The organism is Solimonas marina (genome assembly GCF_012241385.1).
In the GTDB taxonomy this organism is placed as follows: domain Bacteria; phylum Pseudomonadota; class Gammaproteobacteria; order Nevskiales; family Nevskiaceae; genus Solimonas; species Solimonas marina.
The window spans coordinates 554,429-570,434 of record NZ_JAAVXB010000002.1 but is presented as its reverse complement, the minus strand read 5'-3'; the positions used below and the strand labels follow the sequence as shown (position 1 = coordinate 570,434).

The following is a 16,006-nucleotide window of genomic DNA, read 5'->3' as shown; positions in this document are numbered from 1 at the left end:
TTGCCGATAAAAAAGGCCCGCGCCAGGGCGCGGGCCAGCTTCAGGTGAGACTGCGAAGCGGTGGAGCAATCCGGACCGCCACGGCAGGATAGAGACGCGCAGGCTCAGAACCCGAGCCTGCGCGCGTCGGCGCTGACATCCGCCGCAAATAGGTGAGCCCCGGGGGGACCGGGGCTCGGGGGATCGCCGTGAGCCGGATCAGGGGTAAGCTCGCGACGACAGGGACATCGTATCGCCGCCCCCGACCCCACGCGGTCACTGCAATGCGCGACTTTGTTTCAGTCTGTATGCCCGGCTGCCACAACGAAAAAGGGCGGCCCGCAGGCCGCCCTTTTCCACTGCTCGATTGCCGGGACCTCAGATCTTGAAGTCCATGCGAATGCCAGCCTGATAGCCGTAGGTCTGCGAATCGCGGCCGGCGTAGTAGACCGTGCCGCCGCTGCTGAGGCGAATATCCGGGATGCGGCTCTTGGCGTTGACGTAGATCGGCACCTCGAAATTGAGGCCGAAGCTCATGCCGTTGAGCTTGACACTGCCGTTGTCGTTCTCGAGCTTGGTATGCGCGTAACCGATGGGCGCCGACACTTCGAGGAAATGGAACAGATTGCCGGTCGGGACGATATAGATCCCGTACATCTGGTTGGTCTCGACCTTGTCGGTGCTGTTGCCGCTTTCGTTCTTGATGCCGAAACGGCCTTCGATGCTGATCTGCTTGAACAGGCGCGTGCCGACGCGCAGCAGATAGAAGTCCGAATCGAACTGATCGCCGCCCAGCGCATTCTTCATGCTGTCCTTGGACAGGCTGCTGCGCAGGAACGCGTAGTCAACCCCGGCATAGACGTAGTGCGGCGGGCTCGTCGCATCCTGTGCCTGCGCCGTTCCCGTCACCATGCATCCGAGCGCCACGGCTGCGAGTGGCAACCAAGCAAACTTGCTGCGCATCATCTCCCCTTCTCCCCGATGTTGTACGACGCAACGCGAGCGCCGAATTTGAACTCCGTTTCGATGTTCCCCGATTTGCCGTCGCAAATCCAGTAAAGCCGTGACGTCCAGCCGTGCGCTGCAGTCACTGCGGCGGAGTCGATTTCGTGCTAAGCGAAACGCATCCGCACGCCACCCTCCGTCCGGCCGAGGCGCGCATCGGCCGCTGCCTCTATAGTGACGGCTTCAACGGCTACGACTCATGCATCCCGATATCCGCCATTGCAATGCCTGCGGGCATGCCGTCGAGTTCCGGGTTCCGGACGGCGACCACCTGCCCCGGCACATCTGCCCGCATTGCGGCCACATTCAGTACATCAACCCCAAGGTCGTGGTCGGCGTCATTCCCGAGCATGCCGACGGCCGCGTGCTGATGTGCCGCCGCAATATCGAACCGCGCCTGGGCCTGTGGACCTTCCCCGCCGGCTACATGGAGGCCAGCGAAACGACCGCGCAGGGCGCCGCGCGCGAGGCGATGGAAGAAGCGCAGGTCGACGTGCACGTCGACGGTCTGCTGATGGTCATCAACGTGCCGTACGTCAGTCAGGTCTACATGATCTACCGCGGCACCATGCGCGGCGACCACTTCGGGCCGACCTTCGAAAGCTCGGAAGTACGGCTGATGCGCGAAGACGAGATTCCGTGGGACGACATCGCCTTTCCGACGATCTGGAACGGCCTGCGGCAGTTCTTCGACGACCGCGCCAAGGGTCGCTACGAGGTTCATAGCCTGGATCTGGCGTTCCGCCGCAAGCCGCCGCTGCGCGACGAGGTCGCCGGCGACGCCGCCACGCCCTGATGTGGAGGCGCGGGCCGGGTTTGACGCAGCACGGTACGCCGAACTCCCCCGTTCTGCCGAAGTCCATAGGGCGCTTTGGTTTACACTACGCGCCCGAAATTCCCTGACCGTTTTGTAGCCGCGAGCGCATCATGACTTTCGTCGTTACCGAGAATTGCATCAAGTGCAAGTACACCGATTGTGTGGAAGTTTGCCCGGTGGACTGCTTCCACGAGGGCCCGAACTTTCTCGTGATCGACCCTGAAGAGTGCATCGACTGCACGCTCTGCGAGCCGGAATGCCCGGCCAACGCGATCTTCGCCGAGGATGACTTGCCGGCCGAGCAGGCCGACTTCAAGGAACTGAACGCCGAGCTGACCAAGCTCTGGCCGGTCATTACCGAGAAGAAGGACATGCCGGCCGACGCCAAGGAGTGGGACGGCAAACCGAACAAGCGCGAGCTGATCGAGCGCTGATTCCGCCGCTGCCGCAGGCCGAACCGAGGCGGAACGGGCAACCGTTCCGCTTTTTTCGTGGGCGACCACCCGACCAGCGCGCAATCTTCGAACACGCCCCGTAGCACGGTGCGAGTCGCGGCCTGCGAACGCTCGGCGTCACTTTCTGCACTGTCCGTAACGCCTTCCGGCGCCACATACCCCACAACAGCCCCCGCACGCAGGTGGTGGGGAGCAAAAGGCAAAGCGGCGGCGGCCCGACGAACGCTCGCGTACGGAGCGGCGCCAGCCGCGCCCGAAGCGCGCGCCGCGAGTGGCGCGGCGGCGAATGCGCCGGGCCCCAGCGGCAGGGGCGAGCCCTCTCCTCACGGGAGGAGAGGATTGGGTGAGAAGGGCCGTGCGGCGCGCACCGCCGCCGCTGGACGCCGACTTCAGACGTCCAGCGGCTGCCAGCGCTGCGCCGGATCGTCGATCAGCGGCAGATACAGCGCCGCGCGCACCGGCTCGGGGCCATAGCGGCGCAGGATGCCGGCATAGGTCGCCAGCTGCGGCTCGTAGCGGCGGCGCTCCTCGGCAAGAAAGCGCGCCAGATCGCCGCCTTCGTGGCGGCTGGTCTTGAAGTCGACGATCCAGCGCGTGCCGTCGGCATCGACAAAGCTGCGGTCGATCTTGAACTGCCGCGGCATGCCGTCCAGCACCGCGGTCAATGCCCATTCGCTGCGCGCCTCGCGGTGACCGGGGTCGAACAGCCAGCGCCCGCGTGCGTCATCGAGCAGGCTGCGCATCGCCGCCTGCACCTGCGTCGCGGCAGCGTCGCAGCGCGCGCGCGGCACGCCGGCGGCGGCCAGTTCGAGCGGCAGCCGGCGTGCCAGCCCGTCCAGGCGATCCATGTCCCAGGCCGGCAGCCCGTCACGCGCCAGTTGCTCGACCCAGCGGTGAAATACGGTGCCGGTCGCGCGCGCGACCTCGCCGGCCCAGTCGAAGCGCGGCGTACTACCGACTGCGCTTCCCTCGCGCCCGCGCAAGCCCTCGGCCGGCGGCGGCGCACGCCAGCCGTCGGTCAGGCGCCGCAGCGGCGGCGGCGCGACGCGCTCGTCTTCGTTGGTCGCCGCTGCTGCGGTCGCCGTCGGCTGCGCTGCGGCGACGGCGACATACGCCGGCGCCACCGCCGGCCACAGCCGAGACAACAGGCTGCTCGGCGCCGGCGCCTTCGGCGCGCCGTCATCGTCGAGGCCCACCGCACCGAGCAGATGCAGGCGCCGCCGCGCGCGTGTGGCGGCGACGTAGAGCAAGCGGCCGTCCTCGAAGCGCTGCTTGTCGGCTTCCAGTTGGCGGATGAAACCGTAGATCGCATCGGCCTCGTCGCCGCGCGCGTGGATCGGCCCCAGCACCAGTTGCGGCTCGCCACGCGCATCGGTGCTGCGGCTGAAGATCACCGGCGGCGAGCTGTCGCCGCGCGTCGTGCGGCCCAGACCGGGCACGATCACCGTGTCGAATTCGAGGCCCTTGGACTTGTGGATGGTCATCAGCGCCAGCCGCGCATCGGCCTGCGGATCCGGCGCCGCGCGCAGATTGCGCAGCGTCAGATCCAGGGCGTCGAGATCGTCGAGCCGCGGACCGCGGGCCTGGGCTTCGAGCTTGGCGAAGAATTGCTGCGCATCAAGCAGGTCGCGCGGCTCGCGCACCACCGCCGGACCGCCGAGCGCCAGCCACGCCGCCTCGACCCAGCGCCGCAGCGGCTTGCGGCCGCGCTGCGCAAGCGTCGCGTCGAGCACCGCCAGGGTTCGCGCCAGGCGCGCCTGGCCGTCGGCGCTGAGTGCGGCAACGCGCGCCGGATCGCGCAAGGCCTCGAGCAGCGCGCGCTCCGGCGCGAAGCCGTCACAGAGCACATGCAAATCGGCGAGCCGCAGGCCGCACCACGGCGCGCGCAGCAGCGCCAGCCAGGCGACGCGATCGGCCGGGTGCAGCAGCGCGCGGGTCAGCGCCCGCAAATCCTCGATCACCGGTCGGTTGGCGAGACTGTCGAGGTCGATCGCCTGATAGCGCAGGCCGGCCGCGCGCAGCGCCGGCATCAGCTCGTCGAGATGCGTGCGGCTGCGCACCAGTACCGCGATGCTGCCGTCCGGATCGTCGGCCCGCGCCGCCTCGATCAGCGCGACAATCTGCCACGCCTCGTCGAGCGGATCGGCCTCGAACTGCGGGTGCACGCGCACCGCCGGCTGCGCCTCGGCATCGCGCGTCGCCACCGCGGCGCTGTACGGCACGGCGCTGCGGCCGGCGTCTTCGTCAGCCGGCAACACATGGCGGAACGCGGCATTGACCCAGTCGACGATGCCGGCGCGCGAGCGGAAATTGCTCTGCAGATGCAGCGCTTCGAGCGGCAACTGTGCGATGCCGGCACGGCGCGCGCGCAGGTAGAGGCCGACGTCCGCCTCGCGGAAGCGGTAGATGCTCTGCATCGGATCGCCGACCACGAACAGCGTGCGGCCGTCGCCGGCCTGCCAGCCGGCGGTGAGCCGCTTGAGCAGTTCGTATTGTGTGACTGACGTGTCCTGGAACTCGTCGATCAGCAGATGACGGATGCGGTAGTCGAAGGCCAGCGCCAGCTCGGTCGGCGCCTGCTCGTCGCCGAGCGCGGCGACCGCCTGTCCGGCGACTTCGGCGAAGTCGACCTCGCCATGCGCGGCAAACACCAGTCGCAGCTGCGCGGCGGCCAGACGCATCACATCGAGTAGCGCCTGCAGCACCGCCCATTGCGTGTCGTCATAGACCGGTGCCGGCAGCGTGCGCAGGCGCAGCAACAACTCGAGCACCGTATCGTGCTCGGCGAGCGCCGCGATCAGTTCGAGATGCGCGTCGCGCGCCGGCCCGAACTGCGCTTTCTCGGCCTTGGTCTTGCCGGCCGGAAAGCCGCTGCGCGCATCGAGCTTCTGCCGCCAGCCGCCGGCCTTGGTCAACACCAGCTCGGCGAGCGCCAGCCAGCGCGGTAACTGCGCGGCATCGGCCGTCGGCCAGACGCCGTCACGCAGCGCATGCAGATCCAGCTCGGGCTGTGCCGCGTACAACTGCGACGACGCATGCGCGGCCGATGCCAGCCAGACCTCGCGATGCGCGGGCGCGATCGCCGCATCGGCGGCCGTCAGCGCCGCACCGACGATGGCCTGCAGCACCGCTTCGAGACGCTCGCGGCTCAGGCGGCCCTGCTCGGTCGCCAGCGACAGCCACTGATCGCGCCGTGCCAACAGCGCCACCAACTGCGCCTCGACCAGGCCGCTGCGATTGTCGAAGTGGCGCAACACGCGCAGCAGCGCATCGCGATACGGCGACTCGACCTCGATCAGATCCAGCGTCGCGCGGGCCGCCTCGCGATACAGCGGCTCGGCTTCGCCTGCGATCTGTACGCGGCCGCCGAAACCGGCGGTCAACGGCATCTGCTGGGTGATCTGCATGCACAGCGCGTCGATCGTCATCACCCGCAGGCGCTGCGGGTTGTCGTCGAGCTGCCAGCCGCGCGCGCGTGAGCGTTCGAGCACCGCGCGTGCCAGCCGCCAGGTCTGCGCCTTGTGCGCGTCAACCGGTTCGGCGCTGGTCGCGGCGTCGCGGATCGCGCGAAACACGCGCGCGCGCATCTCCGCCGCCGCCTTGCGCGTGAAGGTGATCGCCACCACTTCCTCGGGCTCGTCGACACGCGCCAGCAGCACCAGCAAGCGCTGTGTCAGCAGCTCGGTCTTACCGGAGCCGGCCGGCGCCTGGACGATGAAACTGGTCTGCGGGTCGAGCGCGCGGGCGCGCGCGGCGGCATCGGCGATCACGTCGCCACCTCCTCGCCCTCGTCGAGCGAGACCTGCTCGCGAATCCGGCAGATCGCATGCAGGCCACAGTCGCGACAGCTTTGGCGCGGATGCTTGGGCGCCACCGCCGCCCAGCCCTGGCGCACCTCGGCGGCAACGCTCGCCAGCTCGCCGCGCCAACGGCCCAGCAGCGCGTCCCAGCTTTCAGCGTCGCGGGTCAACTTGTCGTCCGTGTACGCGACGATGCCCGGACCGAAACCGTCGTCGCGGGCGATGCCTTGCAGGCCGATGTCACCGACCGTGAGGCGCGCAAAGCTCAGTGCCGCGATCTGCGGTTCACTCAGTGCGTACAACAGCAGCTGCGGATCTTCCGGCCGGCCGTCGGTCCACGGCGCGGCCTTGCGCGCGCCGGTTTTGTAGTCGAGCACGATGCGGCGACCGTCGGCATCGACGTCGATGCGGTCGGCACGCAGGCGCAGCGCCAGCCCTTCGAAGGTCGTCAGTGTTTCGTCGGCTTCAGCGGCGCCCGGTGCGCGGCTTTCCAGGCGCAACACCGTGAACGGCGCACGCTCGCGCTCGACGGCAAGCCAGGCGGTCACCAGCGCCACCAGGCGTTGCGCTTCGAGGGCGCGCATCGTCGCGCGCAGCCGCTGCGGCGCACGCGCCTGCAGGTGTTCCAGCGCCGCGTCGACCGCATCGGCGATCTGTTGCTGCAGCGCCTCGTCATCCTGCGCCAGCAAGGCCGATTGCTCGCGCCAGCTCGACCACAAGCGTTCGAGCACTTCGTGTACGAGGTTGCCGCGGTCGTAGGCTTGCAGGCCGTGCGCCGGCGCTTCGAGCGGTCGCAGTTGCAAGCGGTGCAGCGCGAAACCGCGGAACGGACAGCGCGCCTGATTGCCGAGCACGCCGGTACCGCCGCGCAGCACCTCGCCCTCACGCGGCGGTGGCCCATAGGCGTCTTCGACACGCTCGAGTTGCGCCGTCGCGGCAAGCGCCTCCCAGGCAAGAGGCAGACGTGCCACCGTCGGCGACTCGAGCTGATCGAGCCATGGCGCCAGCAGCGGACTCGGCGCGCGCTCGTTGCCGTCGGCGCTGCGCGCGTGGCTGAGCACCAAGCGGCCGCTACGGCGCCGCCAGCCGTCGAGCTGCGCCTGCGCGTACGCCAGCTCGCGCTCGGCGCTGGCGTGCGGCAGGCGTCGCGCGCGCTGCAGCGCATGCGGGATGAACGGATGCGGCCGGCTCGCGGCCGGGAAGCCTTCGTCGTCGAGGCCGGTCACCCACAGCGCATCGAACGACAGCCCCTGCGCTTCGAGCACGCCCATGACCTGTACGCGCGTATCGCCGGACTGCGGCTGGAACAGCGTGCGTTCGGCCAGCTCGCGCAAGGCGCCGACCGCTGCCGACAGCGGAATGCGGCCGAGCACGCGTTCGAGCCGCGCGAAGTCGGCCAGCAATTCCTGCCAACGCGCCAACACCTGGAATTCCTCGCTGTCGATCGCCCGCGCGCCCGGCCAGCCGGCGAGCTCGAGAAAGCGCGTGATCGCCTCGTTCCATTCGTCCGGCGTCTGCCGCCGCGTCGGCAAGGCGTCGAGCAAGGGCTGCCAGCGCGCCTGCAGGCGCGGCGGCGCCAGGCGCTGCAGCGCAGCCAGATCGAGCGGCGCGTGACCGTCGCGGCGCAGACGCGCATCGAGCACCGCGCCGTCGAGGTGGTCGTCGGCGTCGCCCCAGTCGCTGCTGCACAACAACGCGCCGAGCGCCGCCGCGTCGAGCCCGGTCGACGCCAGCTGCAGCAGATGCAGTGCCGTCTGCACCAGACCGGCCTCGGCCAGCGGCATGCCCAGCGTCAGGTTGTACGGGCGCGCCGGACTGTGCACCTCGGGCGCGTCGAACTGGGGGCACAGCAGTTCGTCGAAGATGCGCTGCACGGCTTCGCGGCGCGCGCGCAGATCCGGGACCACGACGGCGACGCGGCGTTGCGGATCGTCGCGGGTCTGCGCCAGTGCCCATTGCGCGGCGGCGCGCAGCTCCAGCTCTTGATCGTCGGCCACGGCCAACTGCGGCGTCTGTGCATCGCCGGCGTCGTCGAGCCGCTGCACGGCCACGCCGCGCGCCTGTAATGCGGCGCACCAGTCGACGATACGCGGCGTCGGTTCGTCGAAGCCGACCAGCACGACCGCCGCCGGCAGCGCGAACGCGCCGTCGCGCAGGCGGTCGAGCAATTGCGGCTCGTACAGTGCGACGTCGAGCACGCCGAGCCGGTCGAGCTGACGCCGGTAGTCGGCGGCCCATTGATTGAAACGCTCGACGTCGGCCGCGCCCTGCGCGTCGAGCGGCAAACGCAGCCGGTATTCGTGACATAGCTGCCAGGCATCGGCCGCCAGTTGCGCGGCCTCACCCGCGCGCAGCAGCGGCTGCTGCTCGCGTGTGGCGTCGACGGCCAGCCGCCACAGCACGCGCGACTCGGCGGCGCTGAGCGGTGCCGGCAGCGGCTCGGCATCCGCCGTGTCGAGGTGACGGTCGCGCCAGACATCGAACGGCAAGACTTCCGGCGTCTCCCAGACCACGGCACCGGCCGCGATGCGCGATGCGGCGAACGCGGCCAGCAAGGCCTGCGCCTGCCGCGCGCTCGCGCACAACACCAGCGGCCGCGCATCGGCCTGCGCCAGCTGCGCAAACAAGGCCTCGCGCGTGCAACTGCCGAGGTGCAAATCCGTGTCGTTCGATTCCATGCGAGTGCACAGTATCGCCGACGCTCGGGCTCAGATCGCGAGCTCTCGCCGGTTTCCGCTGCATGAGCATCGCGAATCTTGATCTACGGCAAGTCGCGAAACGGCTGCGCTGTGCAGGATGCGTGCTTTATGCAGCCGACCGGCTCGATGCCACTTTTCCGTCCGTCCCGAGCCCGATGGGGGCTTTATCTGTCGCTCGTCGCGCTGTGCGCCGGCGGCGCCGATGCCCGCGCCGCGGACGCACCGGCGGCCGCGCAGGTGCTCGACTTCGACAGCGCCGAACAAACCCTGTTGAACGTCTCCGACAGCCTCGCCGCAGCCGACGCCAGTCGCCGCGCCAGCGTGCATGCTTCGCAGGCGCTGAAGTCGCTGCGCCTGCCGACGGTGACGCTCGACGTCCAGGAGATCCGCTATCGCAAGACGCTGGACCTGCCGTTGAGCCTGCTCAACCAGGGCGTCGAATCGGTCACCAGTCAGTTCATCGACAATCTGCCCGATACCCTGTCCGGCATCGCCGGCGCCTCGCAGCAGTTGATCGAACAGATCGCCAGCCGCCTGGAAGCGCGCTACCCGGCCATCGCCGATGCAGTGCCCGACTACGCGCGGGTGCAGTACGAGGACTCGCTGCTGAGGCCGACGGTCACCGCCGCGCTGCCGCTGTTCACCGGCGGCGCGATCTCGTCGCTGCAGGACGCGGCGGCGGCACGCGTCGACCTCGCCGACGCGCAATACGATTCATCGCGCAATCTGCTCGGCTTTCGTCTCGCGCAGGTCTATTTCGGCCAGCGCCTGGCCCGGCAAATCCTTACGTTCAGCACCCAGTTACGCGACGACTTCGAGGCGCATTTCGACAACGCCGTCAAACTCGAACAGCAAGGCATGCTCAGCCATGCGCGCCGGCTGCAGGTCGAAGTCGCGCGCAACGCGGCGCTGCGCCAGTACCAGCGCGCCGACAACGACGACCGCGCAGCGACCGACGCCCTGACCCGTCTGCTGCAATCCGAACGCCCGGTCGAGGCCAGCGAACCGCTGTTCGTGCTTTACGACCCGCTGCCGCCGCTGGAGCGCTTCAGCACACCGGCGCTCGACCAGCACCCGCAGGTGCGCGAGGTCGACGCCGGCCGCCGTATCGCGCAGCAGGGCCGCCGCCTGGCGCGTTCGCGGCTGTGGCCGCAGGTCTACGCGTTCGGCGAATACAACCTCGATCGTTCCGAAGAGTTGCCGATCGAGCCGGACTGGGTGGTCGGCATCGGCCTGCGCTATACGCTGATGTCGAACGTCGACCGCGTGCAGATGGACCGCGCCGCCAACGCCAAGGCGGACGCCGCCGAGAAACTGCTGCAGAGCACCCGCAACGAACTGCTGCGGACGATTTCGCGCAGCTACGATCTGGTCGACACGGCGCGCCGCCAGTTCCTGCTGCTGCAGGTCAATATCGACGCGGCCCGAGAGAACCAGCGCGTGCAAACGCTGGCGTTCCGCGAAGGCCAGGCGACCGCCACCGACCTGATCGACGCGCAGAACGCGTTGATGCTGGCACAGACGCAGCGCGCCACCGAAGCCTACGAGTATGACGTCGCCCTCGCCGCGCTGCTGACCGCCAGCGGCCGCGGCCAGGACTTCGGCGACTATGTTCGGCGTCGCGACCGCTGGACGGTACCGTGAACGACCACGCGCGCCGCTTCCTGATCGCGGCAGCCGTCGCTGCCGCCGCGCTGTTCATCGTCGTCGGCCTGTGGCTAGCCTGGCGGCCGCCGCCCGAGCAACTGCAGGGCATGGTCGATACCGACCAGATCAACGTCGCCACCAAGCTGCCGGCGCGCGTCCTGCAGATCGACGCGCACGAAGGCGACGCCGTGCACGCCGGGCAGTTGCTGGCGACGCTGAGCAGTCCGGAAGTGGATGCCAGCCGCCTGCAGGCGCAGGCCGGCCTCAGCGGCGCGCAGGCCCTGCAGACACGCGTCGACCACGGCACACGCGCCGAGAATCGCGCGTCGCTGGCGTCGATCTGGCGCGGCGCCGAAGCAGCCGCGACACTGGCTCGCAAGACCGCGCAGCGCGCCGAGAACCTGTACCGCGAGGGCGTGATCTCCGAGCAGCGCCGCGACGAGGCGGTCGCCGCCCGCGACGTTGCCGTCGGCAATGCCGACGCGGCACGCCAGCAGTACGAAAAGGCCCAGGCCGGCGCGCGTCCGGAGGATCGGCAACTGGCCAACGCACAGGTCGACATCGCCCGCGCCGGTGTCATGGAGACCGACGCGCTGCACGACGAAACGCGTGTCAGCGCACCGATCGACGGCGAGATCGCCAAGCGCCTGATCAATACTGGCGAGCTGGCGCTGCCGGGCGTGCCGCTGTTCACGATGATCGACCTGCACCGGCTCTGGGTTTCGGTAAACCTCCGCGAGGATCAGTTCCACGCGCTGAAGATGCATCAGGTGCTGTACGGCTCGGTGCCGGCGCTCGATGTGCGGCGCGCGGCGTTCGCGGTCACCTACATCGCACCGCAGGGGGAGTTCGCGACCTGGCGCGCCACGCGACAGTCGCGCGGCTTCGACGTGCGCAGCTTCGAGGTACGCCTGCGCCCCCAACAGCCGCTCGACGGCCTACGGCCCGGCATGAGCGTGCTGTTCGACTGGCCGCAATGAATGCCGGCCGCGCGCTGCGCCTCGCCTGGCGTCAGGAAATCGCCGTCCTGCGCGCCGACCGCTGGGAACGCGTACTGCTGTGGGTCATGCCGGGCATCGCCCTGCTGTTCATGGCCTGGATGTTCGCGCGCGGCACGCTCGACAACATTCCGATCGTGGTCGTCGATCTGGACCATTCGACGTTCAGCCGCCGCTTGACGCGCGAACTCGACGCCTCGCCGCGCCTCGACGTGTGCGCCCGCACCGAGGACATGGCGCAGGCCCAGTCGCTGATCCGCCGCGGCGACGCCTGGCTGATGCTCTACATTCCGCCCGGCACCGAGGCCGCCACCCAGCGCCGCCAGCCTGCGGCGATCTTCATCGACTACAACGCGTCCTATCTGACCCTGGGCTCGAATGCGCGGCTCGGCGCGATCGAAAGCGTCGCCGCCTCGCTGACCCAACTGATCGTCGACCGCGCCCGCGAGCGCGGTCTGCCGGCCGCGCATCTGGCCGGGCCGCGCGTGCAGACGCAAATCCTGTTCAACCCGTCGATGAACTTCGAGTTCTATCTCGAATCGCTGATCGACCCGGCCATCCTGCATCTGCTGCTGAGCAGCGCCTGCATCGCCGTCGCCGGCCGCCTGCTGCGCGAGGGTCGCATGCATGGGCGTCGCTGGTCGCGGCGCGAACTCGCCGCCCGCGCCGTCGGCCGACTCACGCCTTATGTGCTCGGATTCAGTGTCTGGGGCTGCGCCTGGGTCGCATGGCTGGCCGGCTGGCGTGGCTGGCCGGTGCAGGGCAGCCTGCCACTGCTGCTGTTCGGTCAATTCCTGCTGTTCACGACGACGGCCGCCGTCGCCGCGCTGATCATCGCCGTGGTTCGCGATGTCGACACCGGCTTTTCGATTTCGACCGTCTACGGCGGCTCGGCGCTCGCCTACTCGAACGGTTCGCTGCCGGTCGATCACGGCGCCTGGTTTGCACGAGTCTGGTCGCAGGCGCTGCCGTATACGCACTACTTCCGGTTGCAGGTCGATCAATGGACGATCGGCGCGCCGAGCAGCGTGTCGCTGCCGTCGCTGTGCGTGCTGCTGCTCTATACCGCGCTGCCGCTGGGCGCCGCGGTGCTATTGCTGCATCGTCACTTCCGCCATGCGACGGCGACGGCCGCATGAGCGCGCTGGCCAGTTACCGCTCGACCTTGCGCCGCATCTTCAGCGATCGCTCGCTGATCGCGACGATGATCGTCGCGGTGCTGTTCTATTCGTTCTACTACCCGGCCGCTTACTCGCATCAGCAGGTCATCAAGATGCCGATCGTGGTCGTCGACCAGGCCAGCACGCCGCTATCGCGCGAGATCATCCGCAAGCTCGACGCCACGCGCGAACTGCAGGTCTCGTGGCGCACGACCGACTTCGTACAAGCCGAATCGCTGGTGATGCGGCACCGTGCCGAAGCCATCGTGCTGCTGCCACACAGCCTCGATGCCAGCCTGCTGCGCGGCGGCGGCGACGCGATTAGCCTCTATCTCAACGGCGCGCTATTGGTGCGCACCGAGGCGATCGGCGAGGCCATCGCCGACGTGCTGGCAGGCGTTGCCGCCGCGCATGCGCCGGGCAACGCCGCACCGGCACTGCAACTGGTGCAGCGGCCGCTGTTCAACACTTCGTCCGGCTACGCCAGCTACGTGGTGCCGGCGGTCGCCGTCATCATCCTCCAGCAGACGCTGCTGTTCGGTGTGGTCATGCTGATCGGCGGCCGCCGCCGCCAGCAGCACTGGCAGGCGACGCCTGCCGACTTCTGGGGGATGGCTGCGGCGTTCCTGACGCTGGGCTGCGCGAACGCGCTGTACTTCTACGGCTTCGCATTCTGGTTTCAGGACTTTCCGCGGGCCGGCAATCCGCCGGGCCTGCTACTGGCCATTGTGTTGTTCATGATGGCGGTCGTGGCCTTGGCGCTGCTGCTCGGCAGCCTGTTCGACCGCCGCGAGCGCTCGGTCGAAATCCTCGCCGGCACCTCGATTCCTTTTTTCTTCCTCGGCGGCGTGACCTGGCCGCTCGAGGCGATGCCGACACCGTTGGCCTGGCTGGCGCGGCTGCTGCCGTCAACGTCGGCGATGCAGGCCTTGCTCAAGCTCAACGCACAGGGGGCGCGGCTCGACGAGGTCGGTACCGACCTCGTCAATCTGGCGCTGCTGATCGTGCTCTACGGTGCGCTGGCCTACTGGCGCTTCACGCGGCGGCACCCACCGCCGGCCACGATCACGACGGCGTAAGCGTCAGCGTGTAGCGCGTCGCGCCGGGCAGGAAGGGCACGACGCGGCCGTGTACCCAGTCCTCGTGCCCCGCGCCCCAGTAAGGCGACAGCGGATGACCGCTCTGACCACCCGGCATTTCGATGATGCCGTCGGCCTCGTGTCCGGGCGCCACCACCATGCGTTCCGAGGCGCCGAACGCCGGCGCGGCGACGCGCGGCATGTTGCTGTCACCCGGCAACGGATCGGCCGGCATGCACAGCAAGCGCTTGCCGAACCACGGGATCGCCGCCGCCAGCGGCTGACAGATCTTCGCGGTATTGCGCTCGCCCCACGTGCGTTCGCTGAGCGGCCCGAGCTTGGACAACTGATCGCCGACTTCCTTGGCGGCATCCTCGAACAGCGCGTCCCAACTCTGGTAGCGGCGCGGCAGCAGATGCAGCGGCTGCTGCGTGACCAACGGCCAGGCGACACCCTCGAACTGCGGCAGCTTGGGCAGCTCGAAGCGCGCGCCGAGCGCCACCTGCGCCGGCGCCGTCAGCCCGTCTTCGATGCGCGCCAGGACCGCCAGACGCCAGGCACGAACCAGGCGATAGGACACCGCATCGACGCCGGCATGACCGGTCCAGTCGGTGGCGGCCGCGGCCAAGGTCTTCAAGGCCGGCGTGTCGGCGCGTTGGGCGGTCGATAACAACAGCTCGTGCCAGCGCTGGAGGAACAGCGCACGATCGTCGAGCTGAATCTGCAGCAAGGCCTTTTCGTCGAAACGGTCGTGGGCACGCAGATCATCGCGAATCTGTGCGGCGCGCGCACCGAGCGCATAGCCGCCGTCGCCGCTTTGCGCCACCGTCGCGGCGTCGACGACACGCGCATTGGCGGTCCACAGCCGGCTGTCGGGCGGATCGACGAGCTTCGGCGGATCGGCCGTGGTGATCGTCCACGGCGCGCAATCCGCGCCTTCGACCAAATGCTCGGGTGCGCAACCGGCGCCGCGCTGCGCGCGCGCGCCGACCCAACGCCAAGCGATGCGCCCGGACGCGTCAGCCAGCAGCAGGTTCTGCACCGGCGTGGCGATATGATCGGCAGTTGCCAGCGCTTGATCGAGGTTACCGGCCCGCGCCAGATCGACGAGCCCGAAGTTCAGCGCGCCGGGCTGATCGGCGACCCAGCGCAGCGCCAGCGCGCTACCGTCGGCCTCGTGCTCGACGATCGGCCCCCAGGCCGTGTCCTCGACATCGAGCGTCACGTCCTGACCGCCGGCGACGGCGATGCGCTCGTGATGGACGGTGACCGGCGCACAGCCGGCGGCCGGCGCACCGCCGGCGTTGCAGGGCTGCACGCGCTTGAGATCAGCGGTGTCGACGTAGCCGTTGGTGAAGCCCCAGGCGACATGGCCGTTACTGCCGACGATGACCGCCGGTACACCGGGCAGCGTGAAGCCGTTGACGTCGACCTTGCCGTCCGGCGCCGCGGCGTCCGCGTAGCGCAGGCGCGCGCGGAACCAGATGTCCGGTGCGCGCAGCCCCAGATGCATGTCATCGGCGAGGATCGCGCGGCCATCCGCCGTCAGCGCGCCACCGACCGCAAAGTTGTTGCTGCCCACCGCCGGCTGTGGCGCCTCGCGCGTGCCTTGTGGGGCGTCCGGTGACGGTAGCTGGCGCAGATCGACAGTCGCCGCATCGGGCAGGCTCGCGTCGCCGAGTGGCGCGCCAAACAGCGGCGCGTCCCAACGGCTGCCGCCATGCGTCAGCAAGGCATACAGCGCTGTCGGCAGCACCTCACGTAGATGCCAGAGCGCCAGCTCGCGCTCGTCGTCCGAATCCTGAAGGTCGAAGTACATCGCGTAACCGGCGAGCGCCGTATCTTCGATGCGCCACGGCTGCGGTTTACGGCGCAGCATCAGATAGGGCCAGGGGCGCACACGCATCGCCGCCAGACCGGCGTTGACACCGTCGGTATAAGCCTCGAGCAGTGCGCGCTGGGCGCCGGCCATCTGGTCGAGATGGGCCTCGACCAGCGCACGCAGGCGATGGCGACGATGCGCACGGTCGACATCGAGCGCACGGGCGCCGAACAGCGCCGACAGCTCGCCGGCCGACGTGCGGCGCAGCAGGTCCATCTCGAAATAGCGCTCCTGCGCATGCACATAGCCCAGCGCACGCATCGCGTCGACCTGCGACGTTGCCTCGATGGTGACGACACCATGTGCATCACGATCAAGCGTCACCGCCGCCGTCAGGCCCGGTAGCGCATGCCGGCCACTCAGCTGCGGCAGGCTGCCCCGCAAGGTGACGCCGACTGCGACGATCCCGGCGACGATCAGCAGTACCAGCGTCCAGACGCCGCGCGACAGCCATTTCCACATACGATGTTCCCCGTGTTCCCCGC

General features: G+C 69.2%; 10 protein-coding genes. 6 read left to right on the top strand and 4 right to left on the bottom strand.

The genetic code is table 11. The annotated features are described in order from the left end of the window. Positions 1–357: 357 nt before the first annotated feature. Complete coding sequence (locus G7Y82_RS05880; protein WP_168147067.1) at positions 358–891, bottom strand: outer membrane beta-barrel protein; 534 nt, start codon at positions 889–891, stop codon at positions 358–360. A 292-nt stretch (positions 892–1,183) separates the two neighbouring features. Here G7Y82_RS05880 and G7Y82_RS05875 point away from each other — a divergent pair, with 292 nt between their 5' ends. Continuing rightward, entirely contained in the window at positions 1,184–1,780 is a 597-nt protein-coding gene (locus tag G7Y82_RS05875) for an NUDIX hydrolase (protein ID WP_206370361.1), read from the top strand. A 131-nt stretch (positions 1,781–1,911) separates the two neighbouring features. Further along, positions 1,912–2,235 (top strand): ferredoxin FdxA, encoded by a 324-nt coding sequence (gene fdxA / locus G7Y82_RS05870; protein ID WP_168147066.1) that lies wholly within the window; start codon positions 1,912–1,914, stop codon positions 2,233–2,235. A 410-nt stretch (positions 2,236–2,645) separates the two neighbouring features. Here fdxA and G7Y82_RS05865 read toward each other — a convergent pair whose 3' ends face one another. Continuing rightward, the gene (locus tag G7Y82_RS05865) at positions 2,646–6,026 is read right to left on the bottom strand and encodes a UvrD-helicase domain-containing protein (RefSeq protein ID WP_206370359.1); all 3,381 of its coding nucleotides are present in this window, start codon (positions 6,024–6,026) and stop codon (positions 2,646–2,648) included. Then, on the bottom strand, positions 6,023–8,734 hold the full coding sequence (locus tag G7Y82_RS21185; RefSeq protein ID WP_206370357.1) for a PD-(D/E)XK nuclease family protein: 2,712 nt from the start codon (positions 8,732–8,734) through the stop codon (positions 6,023–6,025). The genes G7Y82_RS05865 and G7Y82_RS21185 overlap by 4 nt, the downstream gene beginning before the upstream one ends. 147 nt (positions 8,735–8,881) lie before the next feature. On the opposite strand from G7Y82_RS21185, the gene G7Y82_RS05860 reads away from it, so the two are divergent. The 4 genes from G7Y82_RS05860 to G7Y82_RS05845 are packed head-to-tail and all read left to right on the top strand — an operon-like array spanning position 8,882 to position 13,639. Next, the gene (locus tag G7Y82_RS05860; RefSeq protein ID WP_168147064.1) at positions 8,882–10,399 is read left to right on the top strand and encodes a TolC family protein; all 1,518 of its coding nucleotides are present in this window, start codon (positions 8,882–8,884) and stop codon (positions 10,397–10,399) included. After that, on the top strand, positions 10,396–11,382 hold the full coding sequence (locus G7Y82_RS05855) for an HlyD family secretion protein (RefSeq protein ID WP_206370356.1): 987 nt from the start codon (positions 10,396–10,398) through the stop codon (positions 11,380–11,382). Before G7Y82_RS05860 ends, G7Y82_RS05855 begins: the two co-directional genes overlap by 4 nt. Beyond that, positions 11,379–12,539 (top strand): ABC transporter permease, encoded by a 1,161-nt coding sequence (locus tag G7Y82_RS05850; protein WP_168147063.1) that lies wholly within the window; start codon positions 11,379–11,381, stop codon positions 12,537–12,539. The genes G7Y82_RS05855 and G7Y82_RS05850 overlap by 4 nt, the downstream gene beginning before the upstream one ends. Further along, positions 12,536–13,639: an ABC transporter permease gene (locus G7Y82_RS05845; protein ID WP_168147062.1), complete on the top strand. Its 1,104-nt coding sequence runs from the start codon at positions 12,536–12,538 to the stop codon at positions 13,637–13,639. Before G7Y82_RS05850 ends, G7Y82_RS05845 begins: the two co-directional genes overlap by 4 nt. On the opposite strand, the gene G7Y82_RS05840 is transcribed toward G7Y82_RS05845, so the two are convergent. Further along, positions 13,626–15,983, bottom strand: a complete 2,358-nt coding sequence (locus tag G7Y82_RS05840) for a penicillin acylase family protein (protein WP_168147061.1) — start codon at positions 15,981–15,983, stop codon at positions 13,626–13,628. The genes G7Y82_RS05845 and G7Y82_RS05840 overlap by 14 nt on opposite strands. Positions 15,984–16,006: the final 23 nt, after the last annotated feature.